The sequence below is a fragment of the Dyadobacter luteus genome, from assembly GCF_003383615.1.
Lineage (GTDB): Bacteria > Bacteroidota > Bacteroidia > Cytophagales > Spirosomataceae > Dyadobacter > Dyadobacter luteus.
The window spans coordinates 95,846-111,984 of sequence record NZ_QNUL01000008.1; the positions used below are offsets into that span (position 1 = coordinate 95,846).

15 protein-coding genes are annotated in these 16,139 nt (G+C 42.6%); 4 read left to right on the top strand and 11 right to left on the bottom strand.

Translation table 11 applies throughout. The features are described from left to right. Nucleotides 1–64: 64 nt before the first annotated feature. Both DSL64_RS12565 and DSL64_RS12570 read right to left on the bottom strand, forming a co-directional pair. Nucleotides 65–2,017 (bottom strand): M56 family metallopeptidase, encoded by a 1,953-nt coding sequence (locus DSL64_RS12565; protein WP_115831249.1) that lies wholly within the window; start codon nt 2,015–2,017, stop codon nt 65–67. A 12-nt stretch (nt 2,018–2,029) separates the two neighbouring features. Then, the gene (locus tag DSL64_RS12570) at nt 2,030–2,398 is read right to left on the bottom strand and encodes a BlaI/MecI/CopY family transcriptional regulator (RefSeq protein ID WP_115831250.1); all 369 of its coding nucleotides are present in this window, start codon (nt 2,396–2,398) and stop codon (nt 2,030–2,032) included. Between the two features lie 143 nt (nt 2,399–2,541). Here DSL64_RS12570 and ispF point away from each other — a divergent pair, with 143 nt between their 5' ends. Both ispF and DSL64_RS12580 read left to right on the top strand, forming a co-directional pair. Beyond that, complete coding sequence (ispF, locus tag DSL64_RS12575) at nt 2,542–3,051, top strand: 2-C-methyl-D-erythritol 2,4-cyclodiphosphate synthase (protein ID WP_115831251.1); 510 nt, start codon at nt 2,542–2,544, stop codon at nt 3,049–3,051. A gap of 45 nt (nt 3,052–3,096) precedes the next feature. Continuing rightward, on the top strand, nt 3,097–4,224 hold the full coding sequence (locus tag DSL64_RS12580) for an amidohydrolase family protein (RefSeq protein WP_115831252.1): 1,128 nt from the start codon (nt 3,097–3,099) through the stop codon (nt 4,222–4,224). A gap of 91 nt (nt 4,225–4,315) precedes the next feature. Here DSL64_RS12580 and DSL64_RS12585 read toward each other — a convergent pair whose 3' ends face one another. Continuing rightward, the gene (locus tag DSL64_RS12585; RefSeq protein WP_115831253.1) at nt 4,316–5,434 is read right to left on the bottom strand and encodes a tetratricopeptide repeat protein; all 1,119 of its coding nucleotides are present in this window, start codon (nt 5,432–5,434) and stop codon (nt 4,316–4,318) included. 146 nt (nt 5,435–5,580) lie between these two features. On the opposite strand from DSL64_RS12585, the gene DSL64_RS12590 reads away from it, so the two are divergent. Beyond that, the gene (locus tag DSL64_RS12590) at nt 5,581–6,822 is read left to right on the top strand and encodes a M16 family metallopeptidase (protein WP_115831254.1); all 1,242 of its coding nucleotides are present in this window, start codon (nt 5,581–5,583) and stop codon (nt 6,820–6,822) included. A 346-nt stretch (nt 6,823–7,168) separates the two neighbouring features. On the opposite strand, the gene DSL64_RS12595 is transcribed toward DSL64_RS12590, so the two are convergent. The 3 genes from DSL64_RS12595 to DSL64_RS12605 form a co-directional block, all read right to left on the bottom strand. Beyond that, on the bottom strand, nt 7,169–8,089 hold the full coding sequence (locus DSL64_RS12595; RefSeq protein ID WP_199539384.1) for a glycoside hydrolase family protein: 921 nt from the start codon (nt 8,087–8,089) through the stop codon (nt 7,169–7,171). 15 nt (nt 8,090–8,104) lie between these two features. Then, nucleotides 8,105–9,415: a purple acid phosphatase family protein gene (locus DSL64_RS12600; RefSeq protein WP_115831255.1), complete on the bottom strand. Its 1,311-nt coding sequence runs from the start codon at nt 9,413–9,415 to the stop codon at nt 8,105–8,107. Nucleotides 9,416–9,552: 137 nt separating this feature from the next. Further along, on the bottom strand, nt 9,553–10,842 hold the full coding sequence (locus DSL64_RS12605; protein WP_115831256.1) for a M16 family metallopeptidase: 1,290 nt from the start codon (nt 10,840–10,842) through the stop codon (nt 9,553–9,555). Nucleotides 10,843–10,997: 155 nt separating this feature from the next. Between DSL64_RS12605 and DSL64_RS12610 the strand changes: the two genes are divergently transcribed. Continuing rightward, on the top strand, nt 10,998–11,996 hold the full coding sequence (locus DSL64_RS12610) for a glycosyltransferase family 9 protein (RefSeq protein WP_115831257.1): 999 nt from the start codon (nt 10,998–11,000) through the stop codon (nt 11,994–11,996). A gap of 53 nt (nt 11,997–12,049) precedes the next feature. Here the strand turns inward: DSL64_RS12610 and DSL64_RS12615 are convergent, their stop codons facing one another. The 5 genes from DSL64_RS12615 to DSL64_RS12635 all read right to left on the bottom strand — a co-directional run bounded on the left by DSL64_RS12615 (nt 12,050) and on the right by DSL64_RS12635 (nt 16,106). Further along, nucleotides 12,050–13,456 carry a tetratricopeptide repeat protein gene (locus DSL64_RS12615; protein WP_115831349.1) on the bottom strand — a complete coding sequence of 469 codons (1,407 nt, stop codon included), beginning with the start codon at nt 13,454–13,456 and terminating at the stop codon, nt 12,050–12,052. 165 nt (nt 13,457–13,621) lie between these two features. After that, nucleotides 13,622–14,620, bottom strand: coding sequence for an NAD-dependent epimerase/dehydratase family protein (locus DSL64_RS12620; RefSeq protein ID WP_115831258.1), 999 nt, complete (start codon nt 14,618–14,620; stop codon nt 13,622–13,624). Nucleotides 14,621–14,655: 35 nt separating this feature from the next. Next, on the bottom strand, nt 14,656–15,342 hold the full coding sequence (locus tag DSL64_RS12625; RefSeq protein WP_115831259.1) for an outer membrane beta-barrel protein: 687 nt from the start codon (nt 15,340–15,342) through the stop codon (nt 14,656–14,658). A gap of 60 nt (nt 15,343–15,402) precedes the next feature. After that, nucleotides 15,403–15,603 carry a helix-turn-helix transcriptional regulator gene (locus DSL64_RS12630; protein WP_115831260.1) on the bottom strand — a complete coding sequence of 67 codons (201 nt, stop codon included), beginning with the start codon at nt 15,601–15,603 and terminating at the stop codon, nt 15,403–15,405. After that, nucleotides 15,600–16,106: a hypothetical protein gene (locus tag DSL64_RS12635; RefSeq protein ID WP_115831261.1), complete on the bottom strand. Its 507-nt coding sequence runs from the start codon at nt 16,104–16,106 to the stop codon at nt 15,600–15,602. The genes DSL64_RS12630 and DSL64_RS12635 overlap by 4 nt, the downstream gene beginning before the upstream one ends. Between the last annotated feature and the right edge of the window lie 33 nt (nt 16,107–16,139).

The following is a 16,139-nucleotide window of genomic DNA, read 5'->3' on the forward strand; positions in this document are numbered from 1 at the left end:
ATTTCTGTTCAAATATTACCGGGAACTTGCGGTTAAACTCCTGATAGTGATTAAATATCAAAACCTATCTGCCGGCAAACGCCGGACGACCATAGACCTCGTCCACTGGTCTGGTTTCAATCCATAGTATCTTTTCACGATTCTTGTCATAGTAACGAGCGAGCTTACCTCTGAACACTGCTATTCGCTTGATTTCAGACTTCGAAGGTTTCAGATTACTCCCAACGCCATACGTTTGCCTGAAACCATCTAAAAAATAAGCTTCACTATCCATAGAGGTAATGTCAAAAGCATCGATATCAAGCCATTCAATATCTTTCTCTTTCAAATAGGATGCAGGTGGCGCTTCAAGGTTTGTCTTATATGTGTAGTAAAAGAGCTTTTTTCGAAATCGCATTTCACTATCTCTTTCCGTGTTCAACAACGTAACACTGCTTTTCCCGACTGAGCTGTTTACCTCATTGTATGGCACTTTTTCACCATCCAGATAAAACTCTGTAACTCCTTCCCATCCAACAAGTTCACGTGACTGATCAAAATATCCTTTACCAAATTTTGTTATATTATGTTTCGGTTTTTTATAGGCTTGTTTAAAAGAATTTTTAAGATGGCATTCCTCCCAGAACATCTCTTGTTTCTCCAATAGCTCCTTCTTCAAAATAAGCTTGACATCACCCGTTACCTTATTTCCTGCAAAAAATTCCTTTTGATCAATCCTGTAAATACCGCCGGACAAATCTTTTTTATTTTTATCAGCTATAAAGCTTACGTTAAAAGCCCCCCAACGCGGTTCTCCGTTTTTTACAATTACCTGCAAAAACATATCCTTGTACTCATCATCTGTGATTGTTACTCTGTAAACCTGGGAAGAATCCCCCCTAACGTCCTTTTCAAACCAATAGAATCCGTTTTCATCGCTTTTTATGGTAGTGATATACTCCAATGGCGGGAACGACGAACTTATAAAAGCCTCTCCCCCAGCACTGACTATATTCATCGATTTATTCATTTTAAAACCGGATGTTACCTTCAGCGGCATACCAGCGATTGGCTTCCCCGTCTCAGCATCCGCGACAATTCCGGCTATGAAAATTTTTCCCGAGGGAAATCCTCCTTTATTTTTAGTGAAATTATTCTCAATATTCCTGAAAGCTACCAGCAGCACACAAAGCAGCGGCAGTACAAACAGAAATCTGATCAAATGTATTCTCGCTGTTTTCATCTTGTTCATCATCATGATACGCTGTTTAAGGGATGAAAAATTAAACTGACTCGCAATACGGAACTCCCGCACACCCACTACTTTTAAAAGCAGATACTGGTACGCCTTTGCATCTGTACCGTTTTCCAACACGGCCCGGTCGGCGATAAATTCCAGGTTCTGACGAATGGCAGCGCGGAGCATCCAGGCAAACGGATTGTACCAATTGAGCACGCAAATCAACTCTGCCCACAAAATATCAATCGTATGTTTTTGCCGGATATGAATGTATTCATGGAGGATAATTTCTTTTAAATCATTCTCATCGTGAAGATGCCTGTTGATAAAAATGGAGCCCCCAAAAGAAAAAGGCATAATATCCTTGCTCACATCATAGAGTTTCACGCCCTGATTAGAAATCAGCCGAGCTTTCTTCTTTATTTTATAAAAAGCGTAAGCGGCTACTCCGGCACGAAACAACATCAGCAATCCACCCGCAAAAATCACAAATAGCACAATATCAGACAGATAAAAACTGGAAACAGCGGATAGTTCACGATCTGCTATAATCTCCTGTTTTGTATAATCCTGAACTAACGGCACCATACGCACCACTTTTGTCGCAACGGGATTTACTCCCTTCAGCTGACTGTCGACATTGATAAATGGGATAAAAAACGTAAGCACAGAATACCCCAACAGATACCACCGGTTCCAGTTATAGAACGTAAACTTCCGAAGGGCAATCTGGTAAAAAACGGTCATGACCATCAACCCGATTGATACTTTCAGCAAATATTCGATGTATGGAGACATAGCATTTCGGAGTTAGTTTTCCTTATCTCTTCCTTCTATCAGTCCAATAATTTCCTTCAACTCATCGGCAGATATCTTCTTTTTCTCTACAAAAAAATTAACCAGTTCCTTATAAGAGTTTTCGAAGTAATCCTTCACCACATTACCCATAAACTTCTGCTTGTACATTTCTTCTGTCACAGCAGGCGCATACAAATACGCATTGCCGATCAGCCTGCTTTGCACATAGCCTTTCTTTTCAAGATTCTTGATTGTCGAGGCAAGTGTTGTATAGGGCGGCCACGGTTCATCCAATGCAGCCATAAATGACTTTACATTTCCTTCTCCCACTTTCCATACCGCCTGCATGGCCTCCTCCTCCTGTTGTGTTAGCTTTTCCATATCTACGAAGTTTTCGTAAACTTACGAAAACTTCGTAGATAGATGCAATATATTTGAAAAATAAATTCTGAGGAAATGGAATATTTGCCATTCAGCCATACAATCGCCAACTTGCGGGAAAGGTCTCATTAAACATTTTTGACATGTTCCCGTTCCGGATCGGACAAGGTTACGACGTACACCAGCTTGAAGAAGGCCGGCCTTTCTGGCTTGGTGGTATTTTGATTTTACATACACATGGTGCAAAAGGACACTCCGATGCCGATGTAGTTTGCCATGTTATTTGCGATGCACTGCTCGGTGCTGCCAATATGCGTAATATTGGTTATCATTTTTCAGACAAAGATCCTCAGTGGAAAGGTGTGGACAGTAAATTACTGCTCAAAAGGGTGTTGGAGATGATCCGTGAGAAGGATTATGAAGTGGGGAATCTGGATGTGACCATCGTACTTCAGAACCCTAAACTAAATCCTCATATCCCTGAAATGAAAGCTTGCCTGGCGCAGGTGATGCAAATTGACGAAGAAGATATTTCCATAAAGGCCACCACCTCGGAGCATCTGGGGTTTGTAGGGCGTGAAGAAGGAATTGCGGCGCATTGTGTGGCACTTATCTATAATAAAAAGAAACTCCCTTTTGAAATTGTTCACTAAGAGATTTTAAGTGATCCGTTTACATTCTCTCCATATCTACTTAACATGAAACTCCTAAAACTCGCTGCACTTTCCCTTTGCTTCATTAGCCCGGCTTTTGCTCAGGATTCCAATATCACACAGCCGCTTGGGTTTGAAGAATATGATCCTGTTTCGACGCTTAAAGTAGAAGAGCACCCGTTGAAACGTGCCAAATTCCCTTTCATTGATGTACATAATCATCAGTACCAGATGCCGACGCAGGATCTGAAAGCGCTGGTAGCTCAGATGGACAGTTTGAATATGGGAATAATGGTGAACCTGAGTGGGCGCGGGTGGACACAGGAATGGGCAGAAGGAACAACAACACTGAAAGGCTCGCTGGCCAACGTTGCCAAAAATGAACCTAAGCGCATTGCTATTTTCACTAATCTTCAGTTTAAAGGTTTCGGAGAAAAAGACTGGACAATCCGTGCTGTAAAACAACTGGAAGAAGATGTAAAATCGGGAGCTAAAGGATTGAAAATATACAAAAGCCTGGGTTTTGCGGGAATCAAAGATGACAAAGGAAACCGCGTACCAGTAAGCGATTCCCGATTGCAGCCTGTATGGCAGAAATGCGGTGAGCTGGGCATTCCGGTTATTATTCACACCGCAGACGTACCTTCTTTCTGGGATCCTATGGATAGATATAACGAACGCTGGCTCGAACTAAAAACGCATCCCGGCCGCCGTCGCGGACCGAATGATCCAGTGCCCTTTGATTCATTGATTGCTGAGCAGCATTTCATTTTCAGGAATAATCCTAAAACCACTTTTATCAATGCCCACATGGGTTGGTATCCCAATAATCTGAAAAAGCTGGACAGTCTGATGCAGGTGTTTCCAAATATGTATGTGGAAATCGGCGCTGTGATTGCAGAACTGGGCCGTCAGCCACGTACAGCCAAAAAGTTTTTTGATAAATACCAGGACCGCGTGCTATTCGGAAAAGATAGCTGGGTTCCTGCTGAGTATGCTACTTATTTCCGCGTGCTGGAAACGGAAGATGAATATTTCCCCTATCATAAAAAGTACCACGCGTTCTGGCGGATGTATGGTTTGGGCTTATCTGATGAGGTATTGAAAAAGCTTTATTACAAAAATGCTTTGCGTATTATTCCGGGGTTGGATAAAAGTCTGTTCCCTAAATAAAAAATTCTTCATTCCTCCTTTTTTCACCCCCATTTGAAGTCGGGGTGAACAGAAGGGCATAAGCATCCCGGCTGCAAATCAGGACTAACGATTACTTAAAAGCCTTCGCTTCTTTCATCAAAATCCTGTACTCCGCTTTTTCAAGACACTTTTTATAATACTCCTTCGCTTTCGGTTTGTTTCCTGCCCTGCTGGATATACGAGCCAGACCGGCATAGGCCATGGCGTGGTATTCCTTTGTATACTGATCGTCATGCGGAATTTTGAGAGCAGCTAAATACTCCTTTTGAGCAGCTGCATCGCTTTTGGTATTCTTTTCGTAATTGATTCCCTGGAAAGTATGCTGTGCGATCGGATAAAATCCGGTAGTATACTTCCTTAAAGCAGTTATTTGCTTCGCCGCATCATCATAATCTCCGGCTAACAAAAGAGCCTCCGCGTTTTTCATGATAAATAACGGATTTCGCGGATACCAATCCGTAAGCTTATCCAGATAAATCGCTGCTTTCTCCGGCCTCATTTCATACTTGATATACAAATGCGCCAAATAGAAACATGCCTCAGCACGCGTAATCACACCCGAGCGTGTCGCAACATCCACTTGTTTCAATCCCAAAGCTTTATCTCCGTTTTTAAAGAAAACCAGCAGAGGTTTCACCATCGGATGCACCTCGGGATATACCTCCACATAGTAGTTGTACATACCTGAAGTGAAATAGAATTCCGGATTTTTATCCATCAGCTTCATCCCGTCGATAAAAGCATTGTAAGCCTTTTTTCCTTCACCGGCAGCATTCAGCATTTCGCCGCGATAGTTGTACATCATCGCCATATAACCTCTGGCTACCATCACATAAAACATCCCCTCCGGATCTTTGGTATCCTTTCCATATTTTTTCTCGGTAGCACTTAATGCCAGATTCAATTTTTGGATGTATTCCTTCGACTTCGTTGGATTATCCTTAATCGGCAAATGTTTCCAATACAACACGAAAGAGTCGAGAATGTAAGTCACTGGGTGATTGGGGTACTTTTTCTCAATGGCATCTATCACATGACCCGCCTCATCGAACTCGTAATTGTAGATATGATCCAGGCTTTTTTGAACTGTTTTAATTGCTGCCGGATCGTTGAGCAGCTGAGCGTGAGACAAAAACGGAAAGCAGAATAAGACAAAAACTATATATTGAACGCGCAAAGTAAATTTCATGGCTTTTAGTATATTGACGAATTGGTTTGGTGGATTCCCACCAGGTCAGTAGCTTTGTTTATAACCCCAAAATATACAACGTGGTTTCTATCCATCTTTATATTTTTGGTGCTTTGGTTTTCACAATAATTTTCAGTCAAGTCGCTATGATTCGCTACGAACAGTTTACATTGGATAACGGTCTTAAAGTTTTCGTTCATGAAGATTTTTCAACGCCTATGGCTGCGGTCAATATCCTCTATAATGTAGGCTCGCGCGACGAAGATGAAGAACGTACCGGATTTGCGCATTTGTTCGAGCACCTGATGTTTGGTGGCTCCAAAAATATTCCGAGCTACGACATTCCTGTCCAGAATGTAGGCGGAGAAAACAATGCCTTCACATCTCCTGATATTACCAATTACTATATCACCCTGCCGGCTGAAAATGTAGAAACTGCTTTCTGGCTGGAATCTGATCGGATGATGAGCTTGTCATTTGACCCCAATGTGCTGGAAGTGCAGCGTAAGGTTGTGATAGAGGAGTTTAAGCAAAGATACCTGAACCAACCTTATGGCGATATGTGGCTCAAACTGCGGCCACTGACTTATCAAACACACCCTTATCGCTGGGCGACCATCGGCAAGGATATAGAACACATAGAAAGGGCAACCATGGAGGATGTTCAAAATTTCTTTTTCAAATTCTACAGGCCGAATAATGCGGTGATGGTGGTAGCTGGCGCTGTGAAATTTGAACAGGTAAAAGAACTTGCTGAAAAGTGGTTTGGAGAAATCCCTGCCGGTGAGCCTTATGTTAGAAATCTGCCTAAGGAGCCTGTACAGACCGAAGCGAGATTTATGGAAACTTCAGCTGCTGTTCCTTTGAATTCGCTGATCAAAGTATTCCATACACCGGGTCGTTATGAAGAAGGATATTATGCTACTGATCTGGTCAGTGATATTCTGGGGCGCGGAAAATCATCACGTTTGTACCAGGCATTATTGAAAGACCGGCCTGTTTTCAACAGCATTACTGCCAGCGTTACGTCCTCTCTGGATCCGGGATTGTTGCTCATTAAAGGAAACCTGAACCCCGGCATCACACTGGAAGAAGCCGATGCTGCTGTAACGGAACTGATTCTTGATCTGGTTAAAAACGGAACTACGGAAGATGAACTGGCTAAAATTAAAAATCAGACAGAAGCCACACTTGCTTTCTCTGAAGTGGAGCTGCTCAACCGCGCTATGAATCTTGCCTTTGCGGCCAACGCTGGCAATCCTGACTGGGCAAATGACGATGCAGAAATTATCCGTAATCTGACTATTGAAGACATCAATGAAGCTGCTGCGAAGGTGTTGCGTGTTGAGAATAGCTCTACGTTGTATTACAGGGCTGAAAATAATTGATATATATTCAGAGGTGTATAATACAAATCACCTGATTATCAGAAGTTCCGTAGGATCCAAACGTGGCATGCCTACGGCATTTTGAATATGTTATGTTTCTTTCCGGGACTACCAAAATTGCATCCCTGACGGGATTGTTTTTTTGTTCGCAAAAGATCCCAGTATCAGCAAATCCCGAATCGATGGAACATTGGTAGAAAAGGACAAAATCCCCAATTATCCGAAGTACAGGAGGTACCAAACGTGACATGCCTACGGCATTTTGAATATGCTATATTTCTTTCCGGGACTACAGAAATTGCATCCCTGACGGGATTGGCATTTTTATTCACAACCGGATTTATAACTATTTGCCTGGCAAATACGCCCGCACTTCAGGATGCATAGTATAGAGCCTGAATTTGTCTCCATCCGGCACCACAATTCCACTGGATGTATTGTCTCCCAAAATCGGATTCCTTTTGTATTTTTCCCAATGGATCAGATCACTGGAAACGGCAATATTCGTCGACCATTCACGCCAGTCTTTGTAAGCTGATGCATGGTAGTAAGCGTAGTACAAACCCTTGTACTTAATGATCTGATTCATTGCCACTGCGAATTTATCATAAGCTTCCGGCCCACAGTTCAACACCGGTTCATCCTGAATATTTGTCCACACTTTCAGATCTTTTGATGTCGCAAGCCATACCGCTGCATCATTTCTTTCATAAAACAGATACCATGTCCCGTTCTCTTTCCAAACCGCAGGTGTACCGTAAGGTCCTGCTTCAATGGCTTCACCGTTCTTTCTCCTGATATCCAAGGCACCCTGATCCAGCCAGTTGATCTTATCTTTCGAAGTAAGCAAATGGGCAGAATCGCCTCTGCTTTCAGCAAACATGTAATAGGTACTGTCTTCTTTTAACACAAATACATCTTCCACCCACAACCCGCGATGGACCGGATTAGATGGATGGCGTGTCCAGTTGAAACCATCCGGTGAAGTGGCAAGTCCTAGATACTTGATTTGCTTCCCTGTTACCCTGTTATAGCCTGTATACCAAAGGTAATAGGTACTATCCTCTTTCAGCATAAAACCTCTTTCCCTGATTTTTTCATCCCAAAACGTAGAGTCTTTCAAACCTTCAAAAACAGGATTGCCATTATAGGGCTTAAAACTGATCAGCTCCCCGGGAAACTTTTCAGTTTCTTGTTGTTTCGAAGATATCCCACAGGCTACTGCAAGCCATCCCAGCATCAGTAAGCATCCGTATTTTTTGATCATGATTAAAAAAGCAGATTAGCGGTTTTCGGGGAGATTACGAGGTGTTTTATCAATCACTTTATTGATCTTTCCTTTTTGCTTTACCAGCTCAAAAGCATCATACAATTCCCCCGTAGCTGTATACGCTTTAAAATCAAGCACATCCTTATCTACGGTAACAACGTGGTAAAGCTGCGTGTACAAAGCTGAACGGTCCATCCAGCCAGCCTTTTCCACATTAGAGCCCGTCATTTTCGGCCCGCTAACTGATACTACGTACATCGTACCTGACACTGCACCCTTTTCCTGCATAGGAATCTTCGCCATGCCTCTCGCATACGTATGGTCATGCCCCTGCAAAACAATATCAACCTTATATTTATCAAACAACGGCTTAAAAGTTTCCCGCATCCGTTTGTTGTCTCTTGTCGATTTCGGTGAATAAATCGGGTGATGGAAAGTCACACAAGTCCATTTATTTGGATTGTTGCTTAATACCTTTTCCATCCATACCCTTTGTTTTTCCAGATACTCATCCGATTCTTCTGCCTGATCAGAATTCAGCGAAATGAAACGCATACCCTGTATATCGGAATAGTAGCATGTTTCTTCCAGACCTTCCGGACCATTTTCGGGCAGTGTGAATTGTGGCCTCCAAAAAACTGAAGTTACATTTTTCCCATCCGGACCATCATAATGATCATGGTTGCCGGGTGTGGGAAAGCCTGGAATCATACTATGAATAAAACCTCCGGCAGCAAACCAGTCGCCCCACTCCACATCACGGTTGGCTTTGTTGATCAGGTCACCGGCATACATCATCAGTACAGACTCGGGCGCCTTCGCATAGGCATCACGCGCCACCCGCGACCACAGCGATCTGATGTTCGTCTGCACATCGCCATAATAGATAAAAGAGAACTTATCACCTGTTTTCCCGGCCGTGTTAAAATGAATCCATTCGCTCCAATGATCGCCCTGCCCCACTCTGTAAGCATACTTCGTACCAGGTGTAAGCCCTTCAAAGATCTGCGAATGATAGTTTGCCGGAGCAGTATCTTCCCATTTGAGCAATTCTGATTTGGCTTTTAACCGGGTCACTTTATCTGTAAAGCGCGGGTCTGCACTGGCAATAGCAATCTCGGCAAAACTCTCTGTTACGTCCGACGACGTTCTCCAGTTAACCGCCATAGACGTAGACGGATCAACCGTTACGTTAAGGATAATCCTGTCGGGTTGGGCGGTAGGTATATAAAAATCGGTATTTTGCTGGGCAGAAGTTATGCCCGGAAGTATTGCAAAAATACCAATGATCAGGCAGGCAAAAATGCTGGAAACTGATTTCATTTTACTCGTAATCTTACTGTGGATACTATTCAATTTACTCAGATCTAAACTATATAGGCTATCAGAGACTATGCAAGGGCATAAAAAAACCGGTCAGATTTAAAAGTGACCGGCTAATAAAACTTTCTAAAACTATCTTATTCAGGCAGAAAAGTAAGGTAACTAAAGTTCTCAGGATTAAACATTTCCTGTGCTATATCCTGCAATTGAGTCGAAGTGATCGCCTGAATTTCAGCAAAGATTTCAGGCAGAGAATCCACTTTTCCTGTATCCAGTAAACTCTTCGCCATCATCAGCATAAAACTCATATTGCTTTCTTCCGACATCGCCAATTGACCCATGAGTTGCACTTTGGTCTGATGCAACTGTAATGTGGTCAAAGGTACTTCCCTCACTTTTTTAAGCTCTTTATTGATCAATGCAATGCTTTTTGAAAGCTGCCGAGGTTCAGTTCCAAAGAAAATACCCATAAAACCTGTATCCAGATAGGGTGTGTAGTTACCTTCTATTGAATAGACATAACCATTTTTTTCACGCAGTGACAAGTTGAACCGTGAATTCATGCCAGGCCCTCCCAGCAAGTTCATCAACATAAAAAATGGCAATCTGCGGTCGTCGAGTAGCGCATATGCAGGCTGCCCCATCGCGCATTGTGCCTGAGAAATTGAGCGCTCTTTTTGCTGGATGATCGGAGTATACACACCTGGTGCAATACGCTGTCTGTTAGTAGTTTTTCTCTGAATACCTCCCAGATATTTTTCAGCAATACGGATCACTTTAGCAAATGGAAGCTTACTCACCGAGGAAACCACGATGCGTTCTGTATCAATATTATCGTTGATAAATGTGCGAAGATGTTCGCGATCAAACGAATTAACGGTTTCCGTTGTACCGAGTATATTACTTCCCAACGCATGGTCTGCAAATACGAGCTGATCAAAATCATCCTGAATAGCATCTTCCGGAGAATCTACATACATGGACATTTCTTCCAGAATCACATTTTTTTCGCGTTCAATCTGCTTATCCGGAAATACAGAATGGAATGTGATATCAGCCAACAACTCCAGCGCTTTATCAAAATGATCGTCCAGCACCGATGCATGAAAGCAAATCTTTTCTTTTGTTGTATATGCATTAAGCTCACCACCTACATTTTCGAGACGGTTAATAATATGAAAAGAACTTCTCTTTTCAGTTCCCTTAAAGGCCATGTGCTCCCAGAAGTGAGCCAGTCCCTGCTGTAGCGGCTGCTCATCGCGGCTGCCAATATCCAGCATAATCCCGCAATGCGCTATGGAAGTGTAAGGAACCTGTTTATGAGCAACACGTATTCCATTGGAAAGCGTATGTAACTGATAGTCTTCGGTAGTGGGTAATGAGGTAACTTTGGGATTTCTCTGTTTGCGAATATTATTTCTCTTCATTCCTGATTAACACAAAATAGGCGCCAATAATTTTCGGCAGTGTCCACAAAATTACGGACTTTTGCCTGAAACACCTCACAGATAAATGAATTGCTCATCATAGGGTATGAAGTAATCGTTTAGGCTGAACGTGTTCTTTCTGAATTGGATAAAAAATGGCTTTAAATAAAATTCTTGTTATTCAGACGGCCTTCATAGGTGACGTGATACTGGCAACTGCGCTGCTGGAAAACCTTCATCAGCAGTTTCCGGAAGCAAGAATTGATATTCTTGTCCGAAAAGGGAACGAAGGACTTTTTGACAATCACCCTTTTCTGAATCAGGTATTGATATGGAAAAAAAAGGAAGGGAAGTATAAAAGTTTATGGAATATGCTGAAGCAAATCCGGACTGAGCAATACGGTTGGGTGATCAATATTCAGCGTTTCGGCTCCACGGGTTTTCTTACTGGTTTTTCCAAAGCGGATATTACTACGGGATTTGATAAAAATCCACTCTCATTTCTTTTCACAAACAAGATCCCGCACAACATCAGCGAAGGTGTGCATGAAGTGCAGCGTAATCATGAACTGATTAAAACTGAAGTAAAGACAGATATTGCCGGTAAGCCAAGACTATATCCTACCACTCAGGATTTTGAATACATCGGTCAGTTTGAGAAAAAGCCATATGTATGCATCGCGCCTGCCTCTGTCTGGTACACCAAGCAATATACTGTGGATGGCTGGGTTTCACTGATCAACAAGCTCGATCCTGAATTTCAAATTTATCTCCTCGGCGGACCATCGGATGCTTATCTTGCCAAAGAGATTACAGAAAAAGTGGTAAATCTTCAACGCATCGAAAGTCTGATCGGGAAGCTTTCATTTTTACAATCTGCTGCTTTAATGAAAGGCGCGGTCATGAACTTCGTAAACGATTCGGCACCAATGCACATTTGCTCTGCTGTGAATGCGCCCGTTACGGCTGTTTATTGCTCCACAATTCCTGGCTTTGGTTACGGACCTTTGTCTGACAATTCACATGTAGTGGAAGTAATTGAAAAGCTGTCCTGCAGGCCTTGCGGATTGCACGGGCACAAGCGTTGCCCGGAGGGGCATTTCAAATGCGCGAATGACATCAGCACCAGTCAGCTACTGGAAGTATTAAATTAAAAAACGCTGCATATTTCTATGCAGCACCTCTATTCATAGTAAAGATCTTTATGCTATTTCTCTCTGTATTGTTCAATGATACGGAACAATGCTTTTTGTTTTTCCAAATCAGGAAAGAAGTCAAACAACTGTACGTGCGCATCGTAATCCAGCGTAAGTGCCACTTCCAGATTAATCAGTGCTTCGCGGTAATCGCCTGAATGAATCTGATACACTGCCATGCGGTAATACAAATCTGCTTCCTCCGGCATTTCTTCAATAGCAGCCGTCAGCAGATCGCACGCTCTCGCATAATTGCCCTGATCAAACAATACATGCGACCATTTCAGCCATATATCAGGATTAGCAGGTTCAATTTCTGCAGATTTCTCAAAAGCTTCAAAAGCCGAAACTATATTTCCTATGCGGAATTCAGTTTCAGCCAGGGCCAGCCAGTAATCAGGATTCAATTCAGTGATCTGAATGGCTTTACGCAGAAAACCAGCCGCTTCGTACCAACGTCCCAGTTCATTAAAACATATGCCAAGCCCAAACCAGCCATCATCCCATTGACTATCCAGTTTTACCGTAATTCTGTAATACTTGATCGCGGTTTCAAACTCTTCAAGCCTTTCGTAGCACGTAGCCAGGCAGCAACACGTTTCAGGCTGTTCGCCTTCCAATTCTATCGCGCGTAAATACTGCCCTTTTGCATCCTCATATTTTTCAAGATTCATGTAGGCATTTCCCAAATGGAAAAATGCGGAAGCAAAATCATCCTTCACCAGCGTAGCATATTCATATGCACGTACTGCATCTTCATGACGCTCCAATTTACTGAACGCAATTCCAAGATTATACCAGGCGTGATGTGAAAACGGATCTCTGTCTACAAGTTCATTATAATAATCCAGATGACTTTCCAGCTGACCTACCAGATCCAGGCAGTGTGCCAGCTCATACAATGCACTTTCGTTATTGAGGTTTCGGCGCAGTGAAAGCTTGTAATTTTGAATGGCTTCTTCGTACTTCCCCCAGTTCTGATAGGTTTGTCCGATCTGAAAATAAATCTCATCCTTATCCTCTACCCTGTTCAGCAAACCTTCCAACACACCAATCGCCTCTTCAAATTCACCCATCATATTAAAGATACCTACTTGCATATAGCTGATTTCGATATCTCCCGGATGAAAAAGTGATGCGCGTTCCAGAACCTCTATTGCCAGATCGTGTTCGCCTCGATTGGCATGCAATTGCACCTTATTTAGTAGTAAATCAAGCGAGTAAGGAAAATCACTGAGCCCTCTTTCGCAAGCCTCATAAGCCTTTTCCCAATCCCCTTTTTCGATATAATGAGCCGTTATCTTTTCGTAAGTTTCCAGATCAAAAAAGGTCGGTTCATCATTTTTAATCATTCTTTCAAACCTGAGCAGGGTTTCCTTCATGTAGTCTTTTCTTTCCCCGAAATTTTTCTCCATCACACGAACAATTAAGTTAGAGGTTGGTGCTATTGAACCAACACAATATAGCTTTCTGCCTGACAACTCCATGTAATATATCATCCTGCAACATGATATCACGCAGTTGTCTTTCAACAAAGAACTAACATTGATAATGAAAGAAAGTTAAAAATAATTCCTTGTTTATCAAATCTTACCAAGTAAACTTTCGCTGACTCTCGCCACCGTTTTCTCAATCGGTTGAAAGCTAAATCCTAAGGCATTTTTTATTTTTTCGTTGTTGTACCGGATTCGTCGCGCTGCGGACTGAGCGGTCTCCCTGGTGATCAGAGGCTTGGTCCCCAACAACAATGTACGTACTGCTTCCACGCGCCAGATTACCCCGGCCAATCCCGGCCCGACACGAAATGACGGACGCTTTTTCTTCATTGAATCTGCCATCAGATTGAACAAATCCCGATAGGAAATACTCGCTCCATTCAGAAGAAAACGCTCACCCGAAATGGATGAAAACAGCAATTTTACAATTACTTCGGATACGTCCCGAACATCCACACAATTCGCAACGCCTTCTGTATAAAACGGTTTTTCTCTGAATACGTAACGGAACAGTTGTGTACTGCTCTTTTCCCAGTCGCCTTCACCCAAAATGATGGTAGGATTGACAATTACAGCATTGAGCCCCTCCGCTATCCCTCTCCACACTTCCAGCTCAGCCAGGTATTTTGATTTGGCATATTCAGAATTCTCGGGAGAGTCTTCCCATCGTTGCGTCTCATCCAGCACCAGCTCCTGTCCCTGACTTACTTTTTTTGAATCAGGCCGCCCGATGGCTGCAATACTGCTCACATGGCAAAGCTTACCTATTCCATGCTTCAGACATGCATTCACAACGTTGGCAGTTCCTTCCACATTGACTTTGTACATCGTCTTCCTGTCGCGCGGCACAAAAGATACTACCGCTGCAGTGTGTACCACATAGTCTATTCCCGCTAATGCCAGATCCAGCGAAGATACGTCAAGAATATCGCCTTCTATCCATTGTACACTATCAGCCACATCCGCAAGCAGGCTTCTGTCAGAATTCTCCCTCACAAGCGCGTAAACGGTATTGTTTCCGGCAATGAGTTCACGGGCAACTGTGCTTCCCACTAATCCGGTGGCTCCGGTAATCAAAATTTTCATGCGGACGACGATCAATTAATCCTCAAATGTCGGGATTAAAAAGTTACACCGGTAACAATTTGAAAGGTTCTTGTTTTGAAATTGTCGTAAGCGGGAGTATCGTACATCATACCTTTCGTTTCATATGTACCAAACCCCTCGTTGAGCCGCAGACTGACAGGAATAGCCACTTTCCAAAGATGTACAGACGCACCGACACTTACAATTAAGCCGGCCCGATCCTGAGTTGCGAGTGGCTGATAGTTGTTATTGCTCAGTAATTCTGAACACCCGGCAATACCGCAAAAGGAGCTTCTACTGTTATTTGTCAGAGAAGTTCTGAATTTAAAATTAGGACCGGCTTCAATAAATGGTCTCACAAGGCCGTGTCCAATGGTGTATCGAAGCAATATCGGTAGGTTAAAAGATTCAGTTTTCCAATAACTTTCTATACTCCAAAACCCAGACTCATCACGGTTCGAGAGATTTCGTTCTAACTGGTTATAATGCGGTTGCAACAAGACAGAAAAGCCTGTCATTCGACCTGAAAAATGGTATTGACCACTGAGCCCTGCTATAAATCCGGATGTTTTCTCCCATTGATCAGTATCAAATAGTTTTCCCTGCGGCTGCAATCCTGCTATCACCCCGATACTCCATTTTTTAGAATAATTGCTGTCCTGGGCAAATGCGACCAAACCAGTAAAAACAAAGATGATTGAGAGTAGTGTTCTGTTATTCATATACTTATAAAGTTAGATGTAGTTACAAAGACCCAAAATAGTCAGAATGGTTGGAAGCCGTCAGTCACCTTCCTCCAATTCGAATAGCTCATTTACCGTCTTCCCGAATTCCCGTGCTATCTTCATTCCTAAAGCCAGCGTCGGAGAATATTTCCCCGCTTCTATCGCATTGATCGTTTGCCTGGAAACTGCCAGCCTCTCCGCCAGATCTGCCTGTGTGATATTCAATATGGCCCGCTCTATTCTTATCCTGTTTTTCATACCAAACTCCTTTCCTTTTTTGCTTCAATTGCCGGACTTACATATAACAACCAGTAAAACCTTGCAACGAAAATGAAAAGCGGGGTAAACATATTATAGATCATCACCAGAAGAAACCAGGTATCATAAACAAAAATTATACATACCACCATTACGGTAAAGTTAACATAAATACCCCACTGCAATGATTCAAGTCTGATCAATGCGATTCTTTCATCTTCAATTTTTAATTTTGAAAAGCCAGTTATAAACAGGCCACAGATAATCCCTATTCCTAAAATTTCATCGGTGATATTCAGAACGACCGTCCCACCTTTGCCAGTTGAGAATATATTGTCTGAAAATTGCCAATCCGGAATATCGAAATAGCTGTAAGTATTTATCTGAGCAAGTGGAAAGTCTTCACCGCTTATCAACCAACAAATGCTGACCAGAACGGATGTTAAAGTAAGTACAATACCATAAGGACGCCAACTACCTGGCAAAAGGTACCTTGTTTTCATTGCTGTAAAGTTTGAAGTTAAATATGAATCAAA